Raw genomic sequence first — 20,643 nt, 5'->3', positions numbered from 1 at the left:
CCACTCCTCTCGGACGCGGGTTCACGCCCGCGGCCGCAGGTGGACGACGTCGCCGGCGGCGACCGTCTCCACCGGCCCGTCCCCGGGGTCCACTCGCAGGCGGCCGTCGGCGTCGATGCCGACGGCTCGGCCGGTGAGGCTGCGGCCGTTCGGGAACGATACCGCGACCTGGCGGCCCAGGGTGTCCGAGTTCCGCTCCCAGCGCTCGACGACCGAGGCCGGGCCCTGCTCCTCCCAGGTGCGGTACACGGCCGCGACGTGCGCGAGGAACGCCGCCGCGATCTCCTCCCTGTCGAGCGTCGCCGCCCCGGCCAGCAGCAGCGAGGTCGCCCCCGGGACCGGCAGCTCCGCCTCGGTCTGCGACACGTTCAGGCCCGCGCCCACGACCACCGCGCTCCCCTCGGCCTGCGCGAGGATGCCGCACACCTTCCTGCCGCCGATGAGGACGTCGTTGGGCCACTTCAGCTTCGCGCGGACCGCGCACACGGCGTGCAGGGCCTCCTCGAGCGCGACCGCGGCGGCGATGCTCAGCGTCCCCCACTGCTCGCGCGGCAGCGTCGGCCGCAGCAGGAACGACATCATCAGGCTCGCCCGCGCCGGGCTCTCCCAGCGCCGGTCGAGGCGCCCGCGGCCGCTCACCTGTTCCTCGGCGAGGAGCACCCGGCCCTGCCCGGCGCCGTGCCGGGCGGCCTCCGCCAGGTCCGCGTTCGTCGAGCCAGTGACGCCGACCACGTCGACCTCGGTCCAGAAGTCGGACTTCTCCGACAACAGCGACCAGAGGGCGTGCCGGTCCAGTGGCTTTCTCGTCGGTGTGTCCACGCGCATAGCGTAGCCACTCGGGCAGTCGATACGATCCGAAGCGTGACCGACATCGACTTCCACACGACCGCCGGGCGGCTCGCCGACCTGGCCGAGCGCCTCTCCGAAGCGGCCACCGGGAACCCCCGGGCGATCGAGAAGCAGCACGAGAAGGGCAAGCGCACCGCGCGCGAGCGGCTGGAGGAACTGCTCGACGAGGGGTCGTTCGTCGAACTCGACAGCCTGCGCCGCCACCACTCCACCAGCTTCGGCATGGAGGCCAACCGGCCCTACGGCGACGGCGTCGTCACCGGCTACGGCACCATCGAGGGCCGCGAGGTGTGCGTCTACGCCCAGGACTTCACCGTCCTCGGCGGCTCGCTCGGGCAGGTCTCGGGCGAGAAGATCACCAAGATCCAGGAGCTGGCGCTGCGCACCGGCCGCCCGATCATCGGCATCTCCGACTCCGGCGGCGCCCGCATCCAGGAGGGCGTCGCGTCCCTCGGCGGGTACGCCGACATCTTCTTCCGGAACGTGCGCGCCTCCGGCGTCATCCCGCAGATCTCGCTCATCATGGGCCCCTGCGCGGGCGGCGCCGTGTACTCGCCGGCGATCACCGACTTCACCGTCATGGTCGACCAGACCAGCCACATGTTCATCACCGGGCCCGACGTGGTCCGGGCGGTGACCGGCGAGGACGTCGGCATGGAGGAGCTCGGCGGCGCGCGCACCCACAACGCGGTCGCGGGCAACGCCCACTACCTCGCCTCCGACGAGTCCGACGCGCTCGAGTACGTCAAGCACCTGCTGTCGTACCTGCCGTCGAACAACCTCGACGAGCCCCCGGCCTACGAGTCCAAGGACTTCGAGCTCGACCTCACCGCCGACGACCTCGCGCTGGACACGGTCATCCCGAACTCCGCGAACCAGCCGTACGACATGCACAAGATCGTCGAGGCCGTCCTCGACGACGGCGAGTTCCTCGAGACGCAGTCGCTGTTCGCGAAGAACATCCTCACCGGGTTCGGGCGCCTCGACGGCCGGCCCGTCGGCGTCGTCGCGAACCAGCCGATGCACTTCGCCGGCTGCCTCGACATCGACGCCTCCGAGAAGGCCGCGCGCTTCATCCGCTTCTGCGACGCGTTCAACATCCCGATCATCTCCTTCGTCGACGTCCCCGGCTTCCTCCCGGGCACCTCGCAGGAGCACGACGGCATCATCCGCCGCGGCGCGAAGCTCATCTACGCGTACGCCGAGGCCACCGTCCCCAAGCTCACCGTCGTCTGCCGCAAGGACTACGGCGGCGCGTACTGCGTCATGGGCTCCAAGGGCGTCGGCGCCGACCTGTGCCTGGCGTGGCCGACCGCCGAGATCGCGGTCATGGGCTCGCAGGGCGCGGTGAACATCCTCTACCGCCGCGAGCTCGCGAAGGCCGACGACGAGCAGGCCAAGCGTGCCGAGCTCATGTCCGAGTACGAGGAGAAGCTGAACAACCCGTACGTCGCGGCCGAGCTCGGCCTCATCGACGCGGTCATCCAGCCGCGCGAGACCCGCGCCCAGCTCGTGCGCGGCCTGCGCATGAACGCCTCCAAGCGCGACGAGCTGCCGGCGAAGAAGCACGGCAACATCCCGCTCTAGACCGGACGGGCGGCGCGGCCGGGCCGCGCCGCCCCCGTCTCACCCGATCCGGTGAGGACTCCCCGCGTCCCGCCCCGTCCGCGCCCCGGCTACCGGCGGAAACCGCATTTCCGCGCGAAGCGGCACGCACCACTCCCATCCCCGGAGTCCGATCCGGGTACCGTCTTATACAGCTGGGGGAAGCGGGACGAATCGTCCCGCCGGATGTTGGGAGTGTGGGCGATGACACCAATCGGAGGAGTGCTTCCCGGACTGCCGTCCCGGCGGTACGCGATCCTGATCGACGTCGGCTACCTCTACGCCGCCGCGGCCGAACTCCTCTTGGACGCCACCTCCCGCCGCGACTACCGCGTCGACGCCGAGAAGCTCATCAAGTCCCTCATCGAACGCGCCGCGATCCGCCTCTCCGACGGCGAGCTGCTGCGCCTCTACTGGTTCGACGCCGCCCGCGACCGCGTCCCCACCGTCGACCAGCGCGTCATCGCGAACATGGACTACGTCAAGGTCCGCCTCGGCAACCTCAACTCGCGCGGCCAGCAGAAGGGCGTCGACGCCCAGATCCGCTCCGACCTGGAGCTCCTGGCCCGCCACCGCGCCATCCACGAGGCCATCCTCCTCGCCGGCGACGAGGACATGGTCCCTGCCGTCGAGGTCGCCCAGGCCTACGGCGTCCGCGTCCACCTCTGGGGCGTCGAACCCCCCTACGGCACCAACCAGGCCGAACGCCTCGTGTGGGAGTCCGACACCGTCGAGACCATCGAGGCCGAGGAGCTCCGGGCGTACTTCACCAAGAGCGGCACCGCCGCCGCGGCCACCCACGGCATGGTCGGCGCCCCCATGGCCCAGCCCGAGCCGCGCGTCCCCAACCCCGCGGTCGTCTTCGGCACCCGCCAGTCCGTGGCCGTCACCATGACCGCCGCCGACGCGCTCGCCCAGGCCGAGTCGGCCCGGCCCAAGTTCGTGCGCACCACCCAGACCGGGGAGAAGCTCGACCCCGAGACCGTGCGCTCCATCGGCGAGTACGTCGGCCACAAATGGCTCCTGACCAGGGGCGCCGACAACATAGCCGACCTCCTGCCCGGCCCCCAGCTGCCCACCGTCATCGACAAGGAGCTGCTGGTGGAAGCCGAGAAGGAACTCGGCTACTCTCTACGCGACCACCCCGAAGCGCGGATCTGGGTCCGCGACGGGTTCTGGGAGCGGGTGCACCGCGAGTTCGACTACGACGAGGAGTAGCGCGATGGGTCTGGAGCTCAAGGTCCTCCGGGGCAACCCGACCGACGAGGAGCTGGCCGCCCTGGTCGGCCTCATCACCGCCCTGCCGCGGCCGGTCGAGGAGTCCGAGGCGCCCGCGCGCCGCGCCTCCTGGCAGAACCCCGGCCTGAAGCTGCGCGTGCGCCGCTCCTGGCGCGACACCGCCGTCCCCGCCCGCCGCGGGATGGACCGTTGAGCCGGCCCGCTCCGCGGAGCGAGGCGGCGCGCCCGTTCGTCCTGGCCTCGCAGTCGCCCGCGCGCCGCGAACTGCTCAAGGCCGCCGGCATCGAGCCGCTCGTCATCGTCTCCGGCGTCGACGAGAGCCGCGTCATGGGCCACGACCCGGCCGAGCTCGCGAGCACCCTCGCCGAGCTCAAGGCCCAGGCCGTCCTCGACCAGGTCGCCCCCGGCTCCCTCGTCCTCGGCTGCGACTCCGTGCTCCACTTCGGGCACGAGATCCTCGGCAAGCCCGAAGGCCCCGAGGAGGCCGCCTCCCGCTGGAAGCGCATGCGCGGCAACTCCGGGACCCTGTACACCGGGCACTGCCTCATCGACACCGAGGCCGACCGGCAGATCGTGCGCGCCTCCGGCACCGTCGTGCACTTCGCGGAGGTCTCCGACGAGGAGATCGCCGCCTACGTCGCCACCGGCGAGCCGCTCCACGTCGCCGGGTCCTTCACCCTCGACGGCTACGGCTCCGCCTTCATCGACCGCATCGACGGCGACCCCGGCACCGTGATCGGCCTCTCGATGCCCTTGCTGCGCAACATGCTCGGCGAACTCGAGATCGCCCTGCACCAGCTCTGGCGCTAACTCCGCGCCCACCCGGCGGCGGCGCGTGCGGGTCGCCTCCCGCGCGTCCACGGCCTCCAGCTGCCAGCGGCGGGCCGCCTCCAGGGTGAACGCCCGGCCGTCCTCGACGTGCGCGTACGCGATCGCCGCGGCCCGGTCCGGGTCCGGCTCCATGAGCGCGTCGAGGAGTTCGGCGTGCTCCTCGCGCTGGCGCACGGGGTCGCGTTCGACGGTGAGGTGGAAGACCCACCGCATGCGGGCCTCCAGCGGCTCCATGATCTGCGCGAGGAGCGGGTTCCCGGCGGCGGCCACGAGCTCGCGGTGGAAGGCCGCGTTCGCCTCGGTGCGCGACTCGGGGTCGGCGCGGGGGAGGACGCACTCCTTGAGCCGGAGCAGGTCCTCGGGTCCGGCGTTCGCGGCGGCGAGCCGCGCGGCGACCGGTTCGAGCCCGGCGCGCACGTCGAACAGGTCCGCGATGTCCTTCGGGGTGGGGACGGTGACGATGCTGCCCTGGCCGGGGACGGCGGTGACGAGGCCGTCGGCGGCGAGCCGCTGGAGCGCCTCGCGCAGCGGGATGCGGGAGACCTCGAACTCGGCGGCGAGGTCGCGCTCGATGAGCCGCGCGCCGGGGCGCAGCCCGACGGTGACGATGCGCTCGCGCAGCGCCCGGTAGACCTGGTCGGCTCGGCTCATCTCGCTCCCTCTCGGTGGACGGAAACCCGTCAAAGGTATACCGTCTGAGTTAACGGTATACCGCTAACTGCGGTGCCCGGTGGCGAAAGGACCGACCCATGACCGACCTGCTCCTGCGCGACGCCCGGCTCTGGGGCCGCGAGGGCCGCACCGACCTCCTCGTCCGGGACGGCCGCATCGCCGCCCTCGGCGACGCGCTCGACGCCGAGGGCGCGCACGTCGAGGACCTCGACGGCGCCGTCGTCATCCCCGGGCTGGTCGACGCGCACGCCCATGTCGACAAGACGCTGTGGGGCGGGCCGTGGGTGCCGCGCACCGCCGGCCCGGGCCTGGCCGCCGCCATCGCCTACGGCCGCGACCGCCGCGCGGAGTTCGGCGTCCCGAACCCCGACTACATCACCGCGCTCCTGGCGAACATGGTCGCCTCCGGCACCACCCACGCCCGCTCGCACGTCGACGTGGACCCCGGGATCGGCACCGGCGCCGTGGACGCGGTCCTCGAAGCCGCCGGCCGCCTCGACGGGCGCATCGACGTCGAGCTCGTGGCCTTCCCGCAGACCGGCATCCTCGTCAGCCCCGGCACCGCCGACCTCCTCGAGGAGGCCCTCAAGGCCGGCGTCAAGTGCATCGGCGGCATCGACCCGGCCGGGTTCGACCTCGACGCCGAGACCCACCTCGACCTCGTGTTCGCCCTCGCGGCCCAGTACGGCGCCGAGATCGACATCCACCTCCACGACGGCGGCGACCTCGGCGTCCACGAGTTCGACCTCATCATCGAGCGCACCCGCGCCCTCGGCTACGCCGGCAAGGTCGTCATCAGCCACGCCTTCGCCCTCTGCGACGCCGACGACGCCACCCGCGCCCGCCTCATCGCCGACCTCGCCGAACTCGAGATCGGCCTGACCTCCGTGGCGCCCAAGCAGATCCTGCCCCTGCGCGAACTCGACGCCGCCGGCGTCACCATGGGGATCGGCAACGACGGCGTGCGCGACCTGTGGAGCCCCTACGGCACCGGCGACCTGCTCCAGCGCACCCAGTGGTTCGCCCGCAACGCCGGCTTCAGCCGCGACGCGGACATCGAACTCGCCCTCGAAGCGGCGACGTTCGGCGGCGCGCGCCTGCTCAAGATCGAGGGCTACGGCCTCGCACCGGGCGACACCGCCGACCTCGTGGCCGTCAAGGGCCGCAACCCTTCAGAGGCCGTCCTCGAACACCACCCGCGCCGGCTCGTCGTCAAGGGCGGCCGCGTCGTCGCCCGCGACGGCGCCCTCGTCTAGGCCCGCCACTTGATGCCGCACCCCGTCGAGGGGTAGTGCGGCTCGGGCACCGGCCGGCCCTTGCGGACCTGCTCGATCGCCGCCGCGAGGTACTCCCCGGTCACCGGCACCCCGTTGCCCGGCGTCGAACCGTCGAACGCGCCCCGGTACGCGAGCTTGCGGTCGGGGCCGTACAGGAAGAAGTCGGGCGTGCAGGCCGCGCTGTACGCCCGCGCGACCTCCTGCGACGCGTCCACCAGGTACGGGAACGCCCACTGCGCCCGCGCCGCCTGCTCCGCGAGGCCCACCGGCCCGTCGTCGGGGTGGCTCTCGGCGTCGTTCGAGCACACCGCCACCACGTCGAGGTCCGCCCGCCCGGCCGCGAACGACCCGAAGACCTGCTCGATGTGCCGCACGTACGGGCAGTGGTTGCACGTGAACGCCACCAGCAGCGCCGGGGCGTCGAAGTCCGCCAGCGACCGCAGCGCGCCGTCGAGGTCCGGCAGCGAGAAGTCCGGCGCGGCCGTGCCGAGCGGGACCATGGACGAGTTGAGGGCCACGGGAATCGCACTCCTGGAGATAGACGGTCGTCGACTCCATCGTAGAGAGCCGCCCGCCCCCGCTCAACCGCCGCGGCGGCAGGCGACCGAATCCGATCGCCGCGTTGGCGGACCCGGCCTACGCTCCGGGCATGCCCGACGCACCGCACCGGTACCAGTCCCGCGACGAGGACTCCGCCCGCTGGCTCCGCCTCCCGCCCCGCTCCGGCGACATCGTCATCAGCACCCGCTCCAAGCACGGCACCACCTGGACCCAGGCCATCGTCGCCCTCCTCGTGCTCCAGACGCCCGACCTCGGCGCGCCCCTGCACGAACTCTCCCCGTGGGTCGACTGGCTCGTCGTCCCCGAAGCCGAGATGCACGCCCGCCTCGCGGCCCAGTCCCACCGCCGCGTCATGAAGACCCACACTCCGCTCGACGGCATTCCCCTGCGCCCCGACACCCGCTACATCGTCGCCGCCCGGCACCCCCTCGACGCCGCAGTATCCCTCTACCACCAGGGCAACAACCTCGATCACGACCGCATCCGCGCCCTCGTCGGCGCTCCCCGACCCGAACCCGGCAGCAAGCCGAAGCCGCCGTGGCCGCTCGCCCAGTGGCTCGCCGGCTGGATCCGCAGGGAAGCCGGCCCGCGCGACGACCTCGACGCCCTTCCCGGCGTCATGCACCATCTCGGCGACGCCTGGAACCGGCGCGACCAACCGAACCTCCTGCTCGTCCACTATGCCGACCTCGCCGCGGACCTCGAGCGCGAGATGCGGCGCATCGCGGACTGGCTCGAGATCGAGGTCGATCCGGAGCGCTGGCCGGAACTGGTGAAGGCCGCGACCTTCGCGGACATGAAGTCGAAGGCCGACCGCTTCGCGCCCGACCCGTCGGGCGTGATGAAGAGCCGCGAGGCGTTCTTCCGGAGGGGAGGATCGGGGGCGGCGGCAGAGGTCTTGAGCGAGGCCGATCTCGAGTGCTACTCCGAGCGCGTGCGGACGATGGGCCCTCCCGAACTGATCGAATGGCTCAACCGGCCCTGACGTGTCGGCGGCACCTGACCTTCGGGTCGCCTGGCCGGCCCCGCCAAAAGGCGGCGGGGCCCCGGGCCAGGTGATCGGGACCCCGCCGCGGGCCGTCCGTCTACCCCACTTCGGCGGACGGCCTCCTGGTGATGGCGGCAAAGTCTCTTGTCGAGCAGGCTTGGAGCTTGCCGCCACGCCATTTCCGGGCGTGCAATCAGCGTAGAACCACCCAATCGACTTGCGAAGTCAAAAACCCGACAAGTGCAGACATTGCCATTCGCGCATGAACGGGCATGGGGGAGGGCCGGAGACGGTCCTGTGTGGATGAGTGTTACTCGCTTCCCTGCGGGTCCTGTTGTCCACGTAGGTATACCCGCGCCGAGACCTCGACCTGCGCGATGCGGCGCAGCGCCTCGAACATCGCGTCGCCCAGGACCGTGCCGACGACCATGGCCTCGAGGATCTCGTCGCGCTCCCGCCGGGTGGACAGGAGGGAGAGGTCGATCTCGGCGACGATCTCGGCCGCGCGGGCGTACTCGCCGGTCATGTCGACCATGTCGGCCAGGCCGAGCTCGCGGAGGCGCCCGATGGCGTCGGCGAGGGTCCGGATGTGGGCGTGGTCGGCGGGCACGGCGTCCCAGCCGCGGCGGCGCACGATGGCGCGCGCGAGTGCGAGGTCCTCCTCGGCCGGCTCCTCCGCGGGCACGCGGTGATGCGAGAGCGCCCGACTGGTGACGCCCAGCGTGCTGTCGAGGTCGCGGTCGGGCTCCTCGATCTCGGCCAGCACCTCCCGGACCTTCGCGATCGGCAGCGAGCCGACCTCGACCATGGCCCGCACGAGCCGCAGCCGCCGCACGTGGTCCTCGCCGTACTCGACCTGGTTGTGGCTGCGGCGCTCGCCGCCGGAGAGCAGGCCCTCGCGCACGTAGTACTTGATGGTGGCCGCCGGCACCCCGGTCCGCGCGCTGAGCTCTCCGATTCGCATGGCTCCTTCTTACCCGAAGCGCGGTTGACTCCGGCTCGTTCAGAGTGATAGCGTCACTATCGATAGTATGACTCACACCTGGAGCACCCCCCATGACCGCCACCCTCGAAACGAAGCGCCCCGCGCGCCGCGGACGCGTCGCCGTCGCGGTCGTCGCGATCCTCAGCGTCGCGATCGTCCTCTACTCCCTGCCCGCCTACCTCGTCCCCGACGTCGAATCCCGCGTCGGCATCCGCGAGGACGTGCCGTTCCACCTGCCGTTCCTCATCGTCCACGCCGTGACCGCCGGGATCGCGCTCCTGGTGGGGCCCTTCCAGTTCTTCGGCTCGATCCGCCGCAGGCACCCGCGGGTCCACCGCGTCCTCGGCCGCGTCTACCTCCTCGCCGGCGTCCTGCCCGGCAGCCTCAGCGGCATCGTCGTCGCGGTGCTCACCACGGCCGGGCCGATCGCGCTGGTGACGTTCGTCCTCCTCGACGTGTTCTGGTTCTACTCAGCGCTGCGCGCCTACCGCGCGGTCCGCGCCCGGGACTTCGAGTCGCACCGCCGCTGGATGCTGCGCAACTTCGCCGCGACGTTCGCCGCCGTCAACCTGCGCGTCTACCTCGGCCTGTTCATCGCCGTGCAGCTGCCGCTGCTCGACGGCTACTACGGCGGCGACTTCGGGCCCCTGTTCGACACCGCCTACACTGCGGCGATCGTCTCCTCGATCGTGCTCAACCTCGTGTTCATCGAAATCCATTTGCGGCGCAAGGCAGGTCGCGGCACGCTCGGGGCGAGGGCCTGACCGCGAGGAGGAGCAGCATGGGCAGCGAAGCGTACGAGATCTCGACCGATCCCGACCGGCTCGACCGCGAGTGGATCCACCGGGTCATCTCGACCGACACGTACTGGGCCGAGGGCCGCACCCGCGAGGACATGGACCACGCGATCGACCACTCGCTCCCGTACGGCGTCTACGACGGCTCCGGGAAGCAGGTCGCGTTCGCGCGCCTGGTCACCGACCGGACCTACTTCGCCTGGCTCAGCGACGTCTTCGTCGACCGCGCCGCCCGCGGCAGGGGCCTGAGCAAGCTCGTCATGGAGCGCATCGTCGCCGACGCCGAGCGGATGGGCCTCAAGCGCGTCCTCCTCGCCACCGGCGACGCCCAGGGCCTGTACCGCCAGTTCGGCTTCGACGACATCGCCGACGACTACTCCTGGATGTACCGGGTGTGGGACACCCGTCCCTAGTCCAACTTCGGCGGACGGGTGTCGCGGGGGCGCGCTAGGCTGGTGCGTCCCGAATTCGAGCGAGGAGCGCCGTGTCCCAGGAACCAGGCCCCGCCGACGCCCGCCAGCCGGAGGACGTCGACACCTCCCACGCAGTGCCCGATCCCGATCCCGCGAACACCCCCGAGCAGGAGATCGCGATCGAGCAGGCCTTCGTCGACCGCGTCTACGACCGGGTCGACGTGCTGCGCGCCGACGCCGTGGGCGACCGCGACGCCGGTTACCGCCATCTCGCCGCGACCGTGCCCGGCGCCCAGTTCGAGCGCGACGTGTTCGTCTACCGCGCCGCCCGCCGCATCGCCGACCTCGACTCCCAGCACGAGGGCCTCGTCTTCGGCCGCCTCGACTTCGACGACGGCAAGGTCCGCCACATCGGACGCCTCGGCGTGCGCGACGAGGAGTACCGCACGCTCCTGGTCGACTGGCGCGCGCCCGCCGCCGCCCCGTTCTACCGCGCGACCGCCGTCGACCGCCAGGACGTGGCCCGGCGCCGCGTCATCCGCTCGTTCGGCCGCGCCGTGGAGGAGATCAGCGACGACCTCCTCAACGAGGACGCCGCCGAGCGCCTCCCCGTGATCGGCGACGGCGCGCTCATGGCCGCCCTGGGCCGCAAGCGCACCGGCCGGATGCGCGACATCGTGGCCACGATCCAGGCCGAGCAGGACGCCGCGATCCGCGCGCCCGGGCGCGGCGCCACGATCATCACCGGCGGCCCCGGCACCGGCAAGACCGTGGTGGCCCTGCACCGCGCCGCGTTCCTGCTGTACCAGGACCGCAGCCGCTACGAGGCCGCCGGCATCCTCGTCGTCGGCCCCTCCGCGGTGTTCATGAAGTACATCGGCCGCGTCCTCCCCAGCCTCGGCGAGGAGACCGCCGCCCTGTACTCGCTCGGCGAGCTGTACGCCGGCGTCGAGGCGGTCCGCCAGGACCGGCCCGCGGTCGCGGCCGTGAAGGGCGGCACCGTGATGCTCCCGATCCTGCGCCGCCTGATCCGCCAGACCCCGCCGGACGCCCCGAGCGAGCTGCGGATCGTCTACCGCGGCGACGTGTTCAAGCTCGACGCCGCCGACCTCGCCGCCGCCCGCGCCCGCGTGTTCGAGAAGGAGCCGCGCCCCAACCTCGCCAAGACCGAGGCCGGCCGTGCGCTCCTGGTCGCCTTGTGGCGCAAGGTGAAGCCGGTGATCCCGGACGCCGAGCCCGCGAAGTTCTCACGGGACGTCGGCTCGCGCGGGGAGTTCCTCACGTTCCTCGACCACTGGTGGCCCGACCTCGACCCGGCCGAGGTCCTGGGCTGGGCCGGCGACGAGCGCCGCCTCGCCTCGGCGGCCGAGGGCCACCTCAAGCGCGAGTCCATCGAGGCGGTCGCCGCGTCGCTGCGCGAGGCGGACTTCTCGATCCCGGACGTGGCGCTCCTCGACGAGCTGCGCCTCCTCCTCGGCGTCAAGCCGCAGCCGCGCGGGCGCGACCGCATCCGCTCGTGGGACGGCATCCAGGAGGTCTCGACCGCCCAGGACCGCTTCTACGACCGGCCCGAGCGCCAGGCCCGCGACGCGTTCTACGAGGACTACGCGCACGTCATCGTCGACGAGGCCCAGGACCTCTCGCCGATGCAGTGGCGGATGCTCGGCCGCCGCGGCCGCGCCGCCGGGTGGACGATCGTCGGCGACGAGGCCCAGTCGAGCTGGCCGCGCCCGAAGGAGAGCGCCGACGCCCGCCGCCGCGCCGTCCCCAGCGGCCGCCTCCACGAGTTCCACCTGACGAAGAACTACCGGAACTCCAAGGAGGTCTTCGAGTACGCCGCCGAGTGGGCGAAGCCGCGCCTGCGCAGCATCGACCTCCCGGAGGCCGTGCGCGAGACCGGCGTGCCCGTCGAGTCCCGCACGGTCGACCCGCAGGCGCTCCTGCCGGAGCTCGCGAGCGCGGTGGCCGAGGCGCTCGAGTCCGTGGAGGGCACGGTCGGCGTCATCGCGCCGTACGACCGGCACGCCGAGCTCGCGGCCGCCGTCCACGACGGCCGCGTGACCCTGGTGGGCCCCTTGGAGTCCAAGGGCCTGGAGTGGGACGCGGTGATCGCCGTCGACCTCGACGCGGTCGCCAAGTCGCACGGCCCCGGCGTCGCCTACGTGGTGCTCACCCGCGCCACCCAGCGGCTCAAGCGCATCGACCTGGGCTGACGCTCACTCGTCGGCGGGCCCGGCCTCCCTGCGGCCGGCCCGCCGCACCATCCACACCAGCAGCGCCGCGGCGAGGACGCCGGGGCCCATGTGGACCAGGAGCACCCCGGCGAGGCTCGGGCCGCCCCAGTCGGCCTCGTAGCTCGACGGGTCGGAGAAGTCGATGACGAAGGGCTCCATGAGGGCCCGCACGATGAAGAACCCGCCGACGACGAACGCCAGGGTCCACAGGACGCGTTTCATGCCTCGACCCTAGTGCGCGGCAGGCGGTCGCAGGTGCCCACGCACGCCGACGACCAGGAGCAGCTGCGCCGCGCCGTACGTCGACATGACGGCCAGGTCGGCGCCGGGCAGGTCGAAGCCGGCGACCCCGAGGCCCAGGATCAGGTCGGAGACGACGAACAGGGCCCCGCCGATCCCGGCGAGGCGACCCGCGCGGACCATGCCGAGTCCCGCCGCGAGCGCGGCCATCGCCACCAGCAGCAGGCTGTAGACGGCGACGGGCGCCGCGAGCGGGCCCAGCCGCGTCCACAGCGCGGTGATGAGCCCGGCCCAGAACGCCAGGTAGCAGGTGGGCACCAGGTACCGGGGCCCGAAGGCGCGCAGTGCGCCGAGCTTGAGGAACGCGGCGATGTACAGGGCCTGCATGACCGCGAAGAGCCCCATGCCGGTCAGGAACGCGGCGGTGCCGTCGAACAGGAGCGCGGTGTCGGCGGCGCACGCGACGAGGAGGCCCAGCCCGAACAGGCGCGCGGGCGCCTGACCGGGCGCGACCGAGACGATGAGGTGGCCGAGGAGCAGCAGCGTCAGGAGCGGCTTGCTGACCCAGCGCACCGCGTCGAAGCCGAGCGCGACCGCGGCCAGCTCGACGGCGAGGACGACCGCGAACGCCAGCAGCCAGGTGCGGGCCCGCACGCGGGCGACCTGGGAGCGCAGCAGGAGGAGGGGAGGGCTCATGGGTCCGGAACGCTACCAGACCCGCGCGCCCCGCGGGGCCGGCGCTGCCGCCGCGGCGGTCAGCCCGCCGCCATCGCCGCCGTCAGGTTCCACATGCTGATCGCGTGGCCGCCGTGCTCGTAGCCGAGCGCGCCGATGGACGCGGTGTCGATGCGGAAGTCGCGGCCGTCGCGCGCGGGGCGGCCGAGCCAGCGGGCGGCGGCGACGCGGAGGCTGTGCCCGTGGGCGATGAACGCGACGTCGCCGCCGTCGAGCAGCGGCTCGGCCGCGGCGAGGGCCCGGTCGAGGCGCTCCGCGACCGCCTCGGGGCGCTCGCCGCCCTCGCCCCGCCCACCGTGCGTCCACAGTGTCCACTCGGGGTCGTCGGCCTGGATCTCCTCGCTGGTGAGGCCCTCGAAGTCGCCGTACGCCCACTCGGCCAGCTCGGGGACCACGGCCGAGACCTCGAGCCCGGCGAGGCCGGCGGTGACCAGGGCGCGCTTGCGCGGACTCGACCACACCGCCGCGAAGCGGCGGCCCGCCAGCAGCGGTCCCAGCGCTTTCGCTTGCGCCACACCGTTGTCGGTGAGTTCGAGGTCGGTGACCGAGGTGTGGCGGCCCGAGGCCGACCAGGTCGTCTCGCCGTGGCGGATGAGCACGATCTCTCCCATGCCCGCCAGCCTAAACCGCGGACGCGACCGGCACCCGCGTTAGACCGCTTCGGCGAGGAACACGCCCATGTTCGCCCGCGCGTCCGTCCACGACGCCGACGGCGCGAACCCGGCCGTGCGCAGGTCCTCCTCGAGCTCGGCCGGCCGGAACTTGACGGAGATGCCGGTGTGGATCTCCTCGCCCACCGCGAACCGCACCTCCAGGCCGAGCCCGGCGACGTCGACCTCCATCGGCTTCATCGCGCGCAGCCGCATGTCGACGGTGGCCGCCGGGGCGTCCCAGGTGACGACGTGCTCGAAGTTCCCGGGCTCGAAGTCGGCGTCGAGGCGGTGGTTGAGCACGTGCAGCACGTTCCGGTTGAACTCGGCGGTCACCCCTGCCGCGTCGTTGTACGCCGCCAGGATCACCCGCGGGTCCTTGACGAGGTCGGCGCCGAGCAGGAACCGGTCGCCCGGGCGCAGGGCCTCGCGCAGGTCGAGCAGGAACCGCGCCCGCTCGGGCCCGGGGAGGTTCCCGAAGGTCCCGCCGAGGAACGCGACGAGGCGCGTGTCGCGGTGGTCGGGCAGGTGCGCGAGGTGCCGGGTGAAGTCCCCGACGATCCCCCCGAGGTGCGCGTCCGGGTACGCGGTGGCGAGCTCCGCCAGCACGTCCCGCACCTCGCCCTCGGCGACGTCGAAGGGCCAGAACGCGTCCAGGCGCCCGGCGGCGGCGAGCGCGTCGAGCACGGGCCGGATCTTCTCGGCCCGGCCGGCGCCGAGCTCGATCACCGAGACCGGCTCGGCGCCGAGCGCGGCGGCGATCTCGCGGGCGCGGTCGCGCAGGATCGCGCGCTCGCTGCGGGTCTGGTAGTACTCGGGCTGCTCCGTGAGCTTCCCGAAGAGGCCGGAGCCGCGGCCGTCGTAGTGGAGGCGCATCGGGAGGTGCTTGGGGCGCGAGGTCAGGCCGCGCCGCGCGTCGAGGCGGAGGCTCGCGTCGAGATCGTCGTCCGCGAGGCAGATCCGCAGTTCCGGTTGAGGCACAAGACGATTCTAGTCCGCGATTGTCCGAGTTGCGGCGGAGTGAACGAGCCGCGTCAGGGCGCTCCGGGGACGGTGCACGCCTGCGCGGCGATCTGGGACGCGTACCGCAGGGCCGCGGCGACCACGGTCGGGTTGCCCCAGGACGGGAGCCGGTCGAGGCGCATCCAGCCCGCGGAGGTGAGCCAGCCGAGGAGCCCGGAGGTGAACGCGTCGCCGGCGCCGATCGCGTCGACGACGTCCACGGGCGGCGCGGTCGCCTCGGTGACGTGGTTGCGGTGGAACGCGACCGACCCGGCGTCGCCGAGGGTGACGACGACGAGTTCGGGCCCGAGGCCGAGCCATTCGCGGGCGACGCGGTCGACGGGCGTTTCGGGGTAGAGCTGGGCGAGGTCGCGCTCGGAGACGCGCACGAGGGTCGAAAGGCCCACGAGGCGCTCGGTGCGCTCGCGGACCTTCGCGGCCTCGCCCATGGCGCTGAGGCGGATGTTCGGGTCGAAGGTGACGGGGACGGACCCGCGGGCGCGGTTGACCCAGTGCTCGATGGCGCGCGCGGAGGGCTCGAGGTAGGCCGCGAGGGACCCGAAGTGGACGAGGTCGACGCTGCCGGGGTCGGCTTTGGGGAGGGGCCGGCCCTCCCACGCGAAGTCGGCGGTGCCGGTGGTCCAGTAGTCGTAGTGGGCGGTGCCGTCGCCGTTGACGACGGCGAGGCCGAGCGTCGAGGGCAGGTCGGTGCGCTGGAGCCAGTCGCGGCGCACGCCGGCGGAGATGTGGCGGCGCCAGACGCGGCGGCCGAAGTGGTCGCCGCCGACCGAGCCGACGAGCGCGGTGGGGATGCCGCGCCTGGCGAGGGCGACGGCGGTGTTGGCGGGGCCGCCGCCGCAGGTGGGCCGGAGCTGTCCTCCGGGTGCGGGCACGAGGTCGATGACGTTCTCGCCTGCCACGAGGATCAACGGGGGCTCCTTCCGATCGGGGGCGAGTGCTGCGGAGAGGTTATGCCAGGGCGGTGCGGGCCCGGAAGTCGCATTCGCGCCTCGTGCCCGGCCGCGTCCCGGTTCGCCGCGCCCGGCGGGGGACTCGTGGGCCACGCCGCGCCGGGGCGGTGCCCGGGCCGGCGCGGCGGTCGGTCAGGATGGGGTCATGTCCAGCGAAGAGGTCAAGGCCGAGCGGGCCGGGGAGGCCGACGCGGCGCAGGCCGCGGCCGAGGCGAACGCGGAGGCCGTGAAGGCGGCCCGCCCGAAGCACCGGCGGATGCGCGACATGGCGCTGTCGATGGCGGTGCTGCTCGTGCCCCTGGGGCTCGTGTACTGGGGCTGGGGCTGGATCGCCGCGGACCGCCAGGTGAGCGTGGTCGACACGGCCGGGAACCTCGCGACGGCCGCGAGCCTGGGCCTGCCGGCGATCGAGCCGGAGCTCTCGGAGGACTGGAAGCCGATCTCGACGCACCTCGCCGCCGAGGGCGAGACCGCGACCCTGCGGACCGGCTGGTACTCGCCGGACGGCAACGGCCTCCAGATGTCGGAGACCAGCGGGGCCGCGACCGAGGTCGACGAGGACCTCACCGGCGCCGGGACCCCGGTCGAGGCCGGCGGCATCCAGTGGACCTCGTACGAGCTCGACAGCGGCGAGGCGTGGGTGGCCGAGATCGACGGCGCCACGGTCGTCCTGTCGGCCGAGCCGGACGGCATCCCGGACCTCGACGAGCTCGCCGAAGGCGTGGCCGCGGCCCGGTAGCGCGCCGCCGGCTCAGTCCTCGCCGGCCTCGCCGCCGGTGCGGGCCTGGAGGCGCTCGCGGGCGCCTTCGAGGTGGGCCTGGCACAGGTCGGCGAGCGCCTCGCCGCGCTCCCAGAGCTTGAGCGACTCCTCGAGCGTGGCGCCGCCCGCCTCGAGCCGCTCCACCGTGGCCACCAGTTCGGCCCGGGCCTCCTCGTACGTCAACCGCTCGTCGTTCACTCGTCGTCCTCCCTTGTGTCCGTGATCGTCTGCACCACCGCGGCGCGCAGCGCGCCCGCCGCGAGCCGCACCTCGACCGCCTCGCCGGCGTCGGCGGCGTCCCGCAGGACCGCTCCCGACGCCGCGTCCGTGACGATCGCATAGCCGCGGTCCAGTGTGGACTGCGGCGAGAGGGCCCGGAGCCGGGCCCGCAGGTGCACCAGGTCGTCGAAGGACCGCTCCAGCCGCGAACTGGTGCGGGACCGGATGCGGTGCACCAGGTTCTGGACCGCCTCGGACCGGGCCTCGAGCATCGTCTCGGGCCGGGCCAGGACCGGCCGCGCGCGCATCGCCGCGAGCGCGTCGGACTCGCGGGTGAGCATCGCGTTGAGCGCCTGGCGCAGCCGGGTGCGGCTGATGTTCAGGCCGCGCTGCTCCTCGGCGAGGTCGGGGACCACCTTCTTCCCGGCCTCGGTGGGCGTGGAGGCGCGCCAGTCGGCGACGTAGTCGAGGATCGGCGTGTCGGGCTCGTGCCCGATCGCGGAGACGACGGGCGTGACGGCCTCGGCCACGGCCCGGCACAGGGTCTCGTCGGAGAACGGCAGCAGGTCCTCCATCGAGCCGCCGCCGCGGGCGATGACGATGACCTCGATCTCGGGGTCGCGGTCGAGCTCGGCGAGCGCCGCGCACACCTCGGTGACCGCGCGCGGCCCCTGGACGGCCACCTCGCGGACCTCGAAGTCCGCGGACGGCAGGCGGGCCTTGGCGTTCTTGAGGACGTCGCGCATCGCGTCGGAGGCGCGGCCGGTGATGAGCCCGATCCGGTACGGCAGGAACGGCAGCGTCTTCTTCCGGTCGGCCGCGAACAGGCCCTCGGCGGCGAGCAGCTTCTTGAGGCGCTCGAGCCGCGCGAGGAGCTCGCCGAGGCCGACCTGGCGGATCTCGCGCACGTGCAGCGAGAGGGACCCGTTCTTGTCCCACCACTGGGCCTGGGCCCGGACGACGACCTGGGCGCCGTCGCGCAGCGGCGGGTCGCAGGCGGCGACCGCGCCGGTGAAGTCGACGACGCGCATCGAGACCTCGGCGGCGGGGTCGCGCAGCGTCAGGTAGACGGTGCGGCCGCGGTGGCTGATCTCGGTGATCTGCCCCTCGGTCCACACCTCGCCGAGGCGCGCGAGCCAGTCGCCGATCTTCTTCGACACGACGCGCAGCGGCCACGGGTTCTCGGCGCTCATCGGCGCGCCGGGCCCGGTGGCCGGCCTCGCGGCCTGGTCCGGGGCGCCCGGCTGGGCGGGCGGTCCTGCGCTGCTCTGCTCTGCGGCGGTCACGTGGCAAGCGTAACTGTGGGGTGTGACCAAACCGGGCGTGCGGATACCATCGAGGCGTGGCAGACCCGAAGCGAGTGTTGTTGGCCAAGCCGCGCGGGTACTGCGCGGGCGTGGACCGGGCCGTGGTGACCGTCGAGAAGGCGCTGGAGCTCTACGGCGCTCCCGTCTACGTGCGCAAGGAGATCGTGCACAACCGCCACGTCGTCGACACGCTCGCCGCGAAGGGCGCGGTGTTCGTGGAGGAGAACGAGGAGGTCCCGCCGGGGTCCGTCGTCGTGTTCTCCGCGCACGGCGTGGCGCCCGAGGTCCACGACCAGGCCGCCGAGCGCGGCCTCAAGGCGATCGACGCGACGTGCCCGCTGGTGACGAAGGTCCACAAGGAGGCGCGCCGGTACGCCGAGGAGGACTACGACATCCTCCTCATCGGCCACGAGGGCCACGAGGAGGTCATCGGCACCTCCGGCGAGGCCCCCGAGCACATCCAGCTCGTCGACGGCCCCGACGCGGTCGACGGCGTCACGATCCGCGACCCCGAGAAGGTCGTGTGGCTGTCGCAGACGACGCTCTCGGTGGACGAGACCATGGAGACCGTCGACCGGCTCAAGAAGCGCCTCCCGCTGCTCCAGAGCCCGCCGAGCGACGACATCTGCTACGCCACCCAGAACCGCCAGCAGGTGGTCAAGGACATCGCGGCCGACTGCGACGTGATGCTCGTGGTCGGGTCGAAGAACTCCTCGAACTCGGTGCGCCTGGTCGAGGTCGCGGTGCAGCACGGCGCGCGGTCCGGGCACCTCATCGACTTCGCGCACGAGATCGACGAGGCCTGGCTCGAGGGCGCCACCACCGTGGGCCTGTCCTCGGGCGCGTCGGTGCCCGACAACCTCGTGCAGGACGTCCTCGCGCACCTCGCCGAGCGCGGCTTCACCTCCGTCGAGGAGTTCGAGCCGGTGACCGAGAAGATCACCTTCCAGCTCCCGCGCGAGCTCGTCACCGACCTCCGCGCCGCCGGCCGGGCCTGACCCGGGGCCTCGCCCGATCGGGTGACACGCGCGCCGCAGGCGGCGCGTCCTGTCGGACCCGCCGGCAGAGTGGCAGCCATGCTTCCCCGGGTGGGTGGGGGTTGGGGATGGTCTCATACCTGGCCCACCCACCCTGTGGGTGGCGCACGAACGCCTGTGGATGGCGCACGACCGCGAGTCAGCCGATCCGCTCGTCCCACGACGGGCGCCGCGCCGGGGTCACCACCGGCGCCGGCGACTCGGGCGGGTCGCCCGCGACCTCGAGTTCGCTGAAGCGCCGCGCCGTCACCAGCAGCCGCGTCTCCACGCTCGCGACCGCCGCGTTGTACGACCCGACCGCCGCCTCCAGCGACGAGCCGAGCCGCGCGAAGTGCCCCGCGACCGAGCCGAGCCGCTCGTGCAGCTCGCGCCCGAGCCGGTGCACCTCCTTCGCGTGCCGCGCCAGCGCCTCCTGCCGCCACGTGTGCGCCACGGTCCGCAGCAGCGCCATGAGCGTCGCCGGGGAGGCGATCACCACGCCGCGCGCGAACGCGTCCTCCAGCAGCGACGGGTCGCCGCGCAGGGCCGCGTCCAGGAACGCGTCGGCGGGCACGAACAGCACCACCATCTCCGGCGTGTCGTCGAACGCGCGCCAGTACTCCTTGCCCGCCAAGGACTCGACGTGCCGGCGCAGGTGCTTCGCGTGGGTGCGCAGCAGGTCGTCGCGCCCGGCCTCGTCCTCGACCTCGAGGGCCTGGAGGTACGCCTGGAGGGGCGCCTTCGCGTCGACCACGAGGGTCCGCCCGCCCGAGAGCCGCACCACCAGGTCGGGCCGGACGCCGCGCCCGTCCACGGACCCGGTGTGCTGCTCGGAGAAGTCGCAGTGCTCGACCATCCCGGCGGCCTCGACGATGCGCCGCAGCTGCACCTCGCCCCACTGGCCGCGCACCTGCGGCGACCGGAGCGCGCCGAGGAGCCGCCCGGTCTGCTCGCGCAGGCCCTCGGAGATGTCGGCGACGCCGGAGAGCTGGATGCGCAGCTGCGCGTACGCGTCGACGCGCGCCCGCTCCACGTCCCCGAGCCGGTTCTCGTAGCGCGCCAGCGTCTCCGCGATCGGCGCGAGGACCTGCCCGACGGCGTCGCGGGAGTGGTCGGTCGCCTCGTACGCGACGGCGCGGAGCGTGGCCTCCAGCCGGTGCTCGTTCTCGGCCGCGGCCTCCAGCCGGGCCGTCGCCGCCGCCAGCTCCGCGGCCTGCCGCGAGCGGCCCGCGAACCAGCCGCCGACGCCGCCCGCCGCGAGGCACACCGCCGCCAATAGGACCCACGTCATA

22 protein-coding genes and 1 pseudogene are annotated in these 20,643 nt (G+C 73.1%); 11 read left to right on the top strand and 12 right to left on the bottom strand.

Going from position 1 to position 20,643, the window contains the following annotated elements:
- Window positions 1-21: 21 nt before the first annotated feature.
- Complete coding sequence (locus tag EIW28_RS19455; RefSeq protein ID WP_158630469.1) at window positions 22-819, bottom strand: biotin--[acetyl-CoA-carboxylase] ligase; 798 nt, start codon at window positions 817-819, stop codon at window positions 22-24.
- Between the two features lie 33 nt (window positions 820-852).
- Here EIW28_RS19455 and EIW28_RS19450 point away from each other — a divergent pair, with 33 nt between their 5' ends.
- From EIW28_RS19450 to EIW28_RS19435, 4 genes are all read left to right on the top strand, one after another.
- Window positions 853-2,436 carry an acyl-CoA carboxylase subunit beta gene (locus EIW28_RS19450; protein WP_125249506.1) on the top strand — a complete coding sequence of 528 codons (1,584 nt, stop codon included), beginning with the start codon at window positions 853-855 and terminating at the stop codon, window positions 2,434-2,436.
- Window positions 2,437-2,658: 222 nt separating this feature from the next.
- Window positions 2,659-3,672 carry an NYN domain-containing protein gene (locus tag EIW28_RS19445; RefSeq protein ID WP_125249363.1) on the top strand — a complete coding sequence of 338 codons (1,014 nt, stop codon included), beginning with the start codon at window positions 2,659-2,661 and terminating at the stop codon, window positions 3,670-3,672.
- Between the two features lie 4 nt (window positions 3,673-3,676).
- On the top strand, window positions 3,677-3,886 hold the full coding sequence (locus EIW28_RS19440; RefSeq protein ID WP_125249362.1) for an acyl-CoA carboxylase subunit epsilon: 210 nt from the start codon (window positions 3,677-3,679) through the stop codon (window positions 3,884-3,886).
- Window positions 3,883-4,503, top strand: a complete 621-nt coding sequence (locus EIW28_RS19435; protein WP_125249361.1) for a Maf family protein — start codon at window positions 3,883-3,885, stop codon at window positions 4,501-4,503. Before EIW28_RS19440 ends, EIW28_RS19435 begins: the two co-directional genes overlap by 4 nt.
- Window positions 4,504-4,665: 162 nt before the next feature.
- On the opposite strand, the pseudogene EIW28_RS25705 reads toward EIW28_RS19435, so the two are convergent.
- Window positions 4,666-5,175 (bottom strand): annotated as a pseudogene (locus EIW28_RS25705) (GntR family transcriptional regulator); the annotation flags it as partial.
- A gap of 98 nt (window positions 5,176-5,273) precedes the next feature.
- On the opposite strand from EIW28_RS25705, the gene EIW28_RS19425 reads away from it, so the two are divergent.
- On the top strand, window positions 5,274-6,452 hold the full coding sequence (locus EIW28_RS19425; RefSeq protein WP_125249360.1) for an amidohydrolase: 1,179 nt from the start codon (window positions 5,274-5,276) through the stop codon (window positions 6,450-6,452).
- Here the strand turns inward: EIW28_RS19425 and EIW28_RS19420 are convergent.
- Window positions 6,449-6,991: a thioredoxin family protein gene (locus EIW28_RS19420; protein ID WP_125249359.1), complete on the bottom strand. Its 543-nt coding sequence runs from the start codon at window positions 6,989-6,991 to the stop codon at window positions 6,449-6,451. The genes EIW28_RS19425 and EIW28_RS19420 overlap by 4 nt on opposite strands.
- Before the next feature lie 131 nt (window positions 6,992-7,122).
- On the opposite strand from EIW28_RS19420, the gene EIW28_RS19415 reads away from it, so the two are divergent.
- Entirely contained in the window at window positions 7,123-8,019 is an 897-nt protein-coding gene (locus EIW28_RS19415) for a sulfotransferase domain-containing protein (RefSeq protein ID WP_125249358.1), read from the top strand.
- Between the two features lie 313 nt (window positions 8,020-8,332).
- Here the strand turns inward: EIW28_RS19415 and EIW28_RS19410 are convergent, their stop codons facing one another.
- Window positions 8,333-8,986: a MerR family transcriptional regulator gene (locus EIW28_RS19410; protein ID WP_125249357.1), complete on the bottom strand. Its 654-nt coding sequence runs from the start codon at window positions 8,984-8,986 to the stop codon at window positions 8,333-8,335.
- Window positions 8,987-9,078: 92 nt separating this feature from the next.
- Between EIW28_RS19410 and EIW28_RS19405 the strand changes: the two genes are divergently transcribed.
- The 3 genes from EIW28_RS19405 to EIW28_RS19395 all read left to right on the top strand — a co-directional run bounded on the left by EIW28_RS19405 (window position 9,079) and on the right by EIW28_RS19395 (window position 12,430).
- Window positions 9,079-9,771, top strand: coding sequence for a DUF2306 domain-containing protein (locus EIW28_RS19405; protein WP_125249356.1), 693 nt, complete (start codon window positions 9,079-9,081; stop codon window positions 9,769-9,771).
- A 17-nt stretch (window positions 9,772-9,788) separates the two neighbouring features.
- Complete coding sequence (locus EIW28_RS19400) at window positions 9,789-10,217, top strand: GNAT family N-acetyltransferase (RefSeq protein ID WP_125249355.1); 429 nt, start codon at window positions 9,789-9,791, stop codon at window positions 10,215-10,217.
- 71 nt (window positions 10,218-10,288) lie between these two features.
- Window positions 10,289-12,430: a HelD family protein gene (locus EIW28_RS19395; protein ID WP_197717373.1), complete on the top strand. Its 2,142-nt coding sequence runs from the start codon at window positions 10,289-10,291 to the stop codon at window positions 12,428-12,430.
- A gap of 3 nt (window positions 12,431-12,433) precedes the next feature.
- Here the strand turns inward: EIW28_RS19395 and EIW28_RS19390 are convergent, their stop codons facing one another.
- From EIW28_RS19390 to EIW28_RS19370, 5 genes are read right to left on the bottom strand one after another with little or no spacing between them, the layout of a single operon-like run.
- Entirely contained in the window at window positions 12,434-12,673 is a 240-nt protein-coding gene (locus EIW28_RS19390; protein ID WP_125249354.1) for a hypothetical protein, read from the bottom strand.
- A 9-nt stretch (window positions 12,674-12,682) separates the two neighbouring features.
- On the bottom strand, window positions 12,683-13,387 hold the full coding sequence (locus EIW28_RS19385; protein ID WP_125249353.1) for a lysoplasmalogenase: 705 nt from the start codon (window positions 13,385-13,387) through the stop codon (window positions 12,683-12,685).
- Between the two features lie 59 nt (window positions 13,388-13,446).
- Entirely contained in the window at window positions 13,447-14,037 is a 591-nt protein-coding gene (locus tag EIW28_RS19380) for a histidine phosphatase family protein (RefSeq protein ID WP_125249352.1), read from the bottom strand.
- Window positions 14,038-14,076: 39 nt separating this feature from the next.
- Window positions 14,077-15,057 (bottom strand): L-histidine N(alpha)-methyltransferase, encoded by a 981-nt coding sequence (gene egtD / locus EIW28_RS19375; RefSeq protein ID WP_125249351.1) that lies wholly within the window; start codon window positions 15,055-15,057, stop codon window positions 14,077-14,079.
- Between the two features lie 53 nt (window positions 15,058-15,110).
- Window positions 15,111-15,998 (bottom strand): carbohydrate kinase family protein, encoded by an 888-nt coding sequence (locus EIW28_RS19370; RefSeq protein WP_232014087.1) that lies wholly within the window; start codon window positions 15,996-15,998, stop codon window positions 15,111-15,113.
- A gap of 196 nt (window positions 15,999-16,194) precedes the next feature.
- Here EIW28_RS19370 and EIW28_RS19365 point away from each other — a divergent pair, with 196 nt between their 5' ends.
- Entirely contained in the window at window positions 16,195-16,788 is a 594-nt protein-coding gene (locus EIW28_RS19365; RefSeq protein WP_125249349.1) for a DUF4245 family protein, read from the top strand.
- Between the two features lie 12 nt (window positions 16,789-16,800).
- On the opposite strand, the gene EIW28_RS19360 is transcribed toward EIW28_RS19365, so the two are convergent.
- Both EIW28_RS19360 and xseA read right to left on the bottom strand, forming a co-directional pair.
- Window positions 16,801-17,007 carry an exodeoxyribonuclease VII small subunit gene (locus tag EIW28_RS19360; protein ID WP_125249348.1) on the bottom strand — a complete coding sequence of 69 codons (207 nt, stop codon included), beginning with the start codon at window positions 17,005-17,007 and terminating at the stop codon, window positions 16,801-16,803.
- Entirely contained in the window at window positions 17,004-18,221 is a 1,218-nt protein-coding gene (xseA, locus tag EIW28_RS19355; protein WP_125249504.1) for an exodeoxyribonuclease VII large subunit, read from the bottom strand. The genes EIW28_RS19360 and xseA overlap by 4 nt, the downstream gene beginning before the upstream one ends.
- Window positions 18,222-18,370: 149 nt before the next feature.
- Here xseA and EIW28_RS19350 point away from each other — a divergent pair, with 149 nt between their 5' ends.
- Window positions 18,371-19,333 carry a 4-hydroxy-3-methylbut-2-enyl diphosphate reductase gene (locus tag EIW28_RS19350; protein WP_125249347.1) on the top strand — a complete coding sequence of 321 codons (963 nt, stop codon included), beginning with the start codon at window positions 18,371-18,373 and terminating at the stop codon, window positions 19,331-19,333.
- Window positions 19,334-19,511: 178 nt separating this feature from the next.
- On the opposite strand, the gene EIW28_RS19345 is transcribed toward EIW28_RS19350, so the two are convergent.
- Window positions 19,512-20,642, bottom strand: a complete 1,131-nt coding sequence (locus EIW28_RS19345) for a DNA recombination protein RmuC (protein ID WP_125249346.1) — start codon at window positions 20,640-20,642, stop codon at window positions 19,512-19,514.
- Between the last annotated feature and the right edge of the window lies 1 nt (window position 20,643).

This window comes from Glycomyces terrestris (assembly GCF_003933745.1).
Taxonomy (GTDB): Bacteria; Actinomycetota; Actinomycetes; order Mycobacteriales; family Micromonosporaceae; genus Glycomyces; species Glycomyces terrestris.
The sequence above is the reverse complement of the archived record's forward strand: the minus strand, read 5'-3'. Positions and strand labels throughout refer to the sequence as shown.

Excerpts from the sequence above, each read along its gene's own strand:
- EIW28_RS19445 (WP_125249363.1), top strand. The coding sequence starts at position 2,659 with ATGACACCAATCGGAGGAGTGCTTCCCGGACTGCCGTCCCGGCGGTAC.
- EIW28_RS19440 (WP_125249362.1), top strand. The coding sequence starts at position 3,677 with ATGGGTCTGGAGCTCAAGGTCCTCCGGGGCAACCCGACCGACGAGGAG.
- EIW28_RS19425 (WP_125249360.1), top strand. The coding sequence starts at position 5,274 with ATGACCGACCTGCTCCTGCGCGACGCCCGGCTCTGGGGCCGCGAGGGC.
- EIW28_RS19415 (WP_125249358.1), top strand. The coding sequence starts at position 7,123 with ATGCCCGACGCACCGCACCGGTACCAGTCCCGCGACGAGGACTCCGCC.
- EIW28_RS19410 (WP_125249357.1), bottom strand. The coding sequence starts at position 8,986 with ATGCGAATCGGAGAGCTCAGCGCGCGGACCGGGGTGCCGGCGGCCACC.
- EIW28_RS19405 (WP_125249356.1), top strand. The coding sequence starts at position 9,079 with ATGACCGCCACCCTCGAAACGAAGCGCCCCGCGCGCCGCGGACGCGTC.
- EIW28_RS19400 (WP_125249355.1), top strand. The coding sequence starts at position 9,789 with ATGGGCAGCGAAGCGTACGAGATCTCGACCGATCCCGACCGGCTCGAC.
- EIW28_RS19390 (WP_125249354.1), bottom strand. The coding sequence starts at position 12,673 with ATGAAACGCGTCCTGTGGACCCTGGCGTTCGTCGTCGGCGGGTTCTTC.
- EIW28_RS19385 (WP_125249353.1), bottom strand. The coding sequence starts at position 13,387 with ATGAGCCCTCCCCTCCTCCTGCTGCGCTCCCAGGTCGCCCGCGTGCGG.
- EIW28_RS19380 (WP_125249352.1), bottom strand. The coding sequence starts at position 14,037 with ATGGGAGAGATCGTGCTCATCCGCCACGGCGAGACGACCTGGTCGGCC.
- EIW28_RS19365 (WP_125249349.1), top strand. The coding sequence starts at position 16,195 with ATGTCCAGCGAAGAGGTCAAGGCCGAGCGGGCCGGGGAGGCCGACGCG.
- xseA (WP_125249504.1), bottom strand. The coding sequence starts at position 18,221 with ATGAGCGCCGAGAACCCGTGGCCGCTGCGCGTCGTGTCGAAGAAGATC.
- EIW28_RS19345 (WP_125249346.1), bottom strand. The coding sequence starts at position 20,642 with ATGACGTGGGTCCTATTGGCGGCGGTGTGCCTCGCGGCGGGCGGCGTC.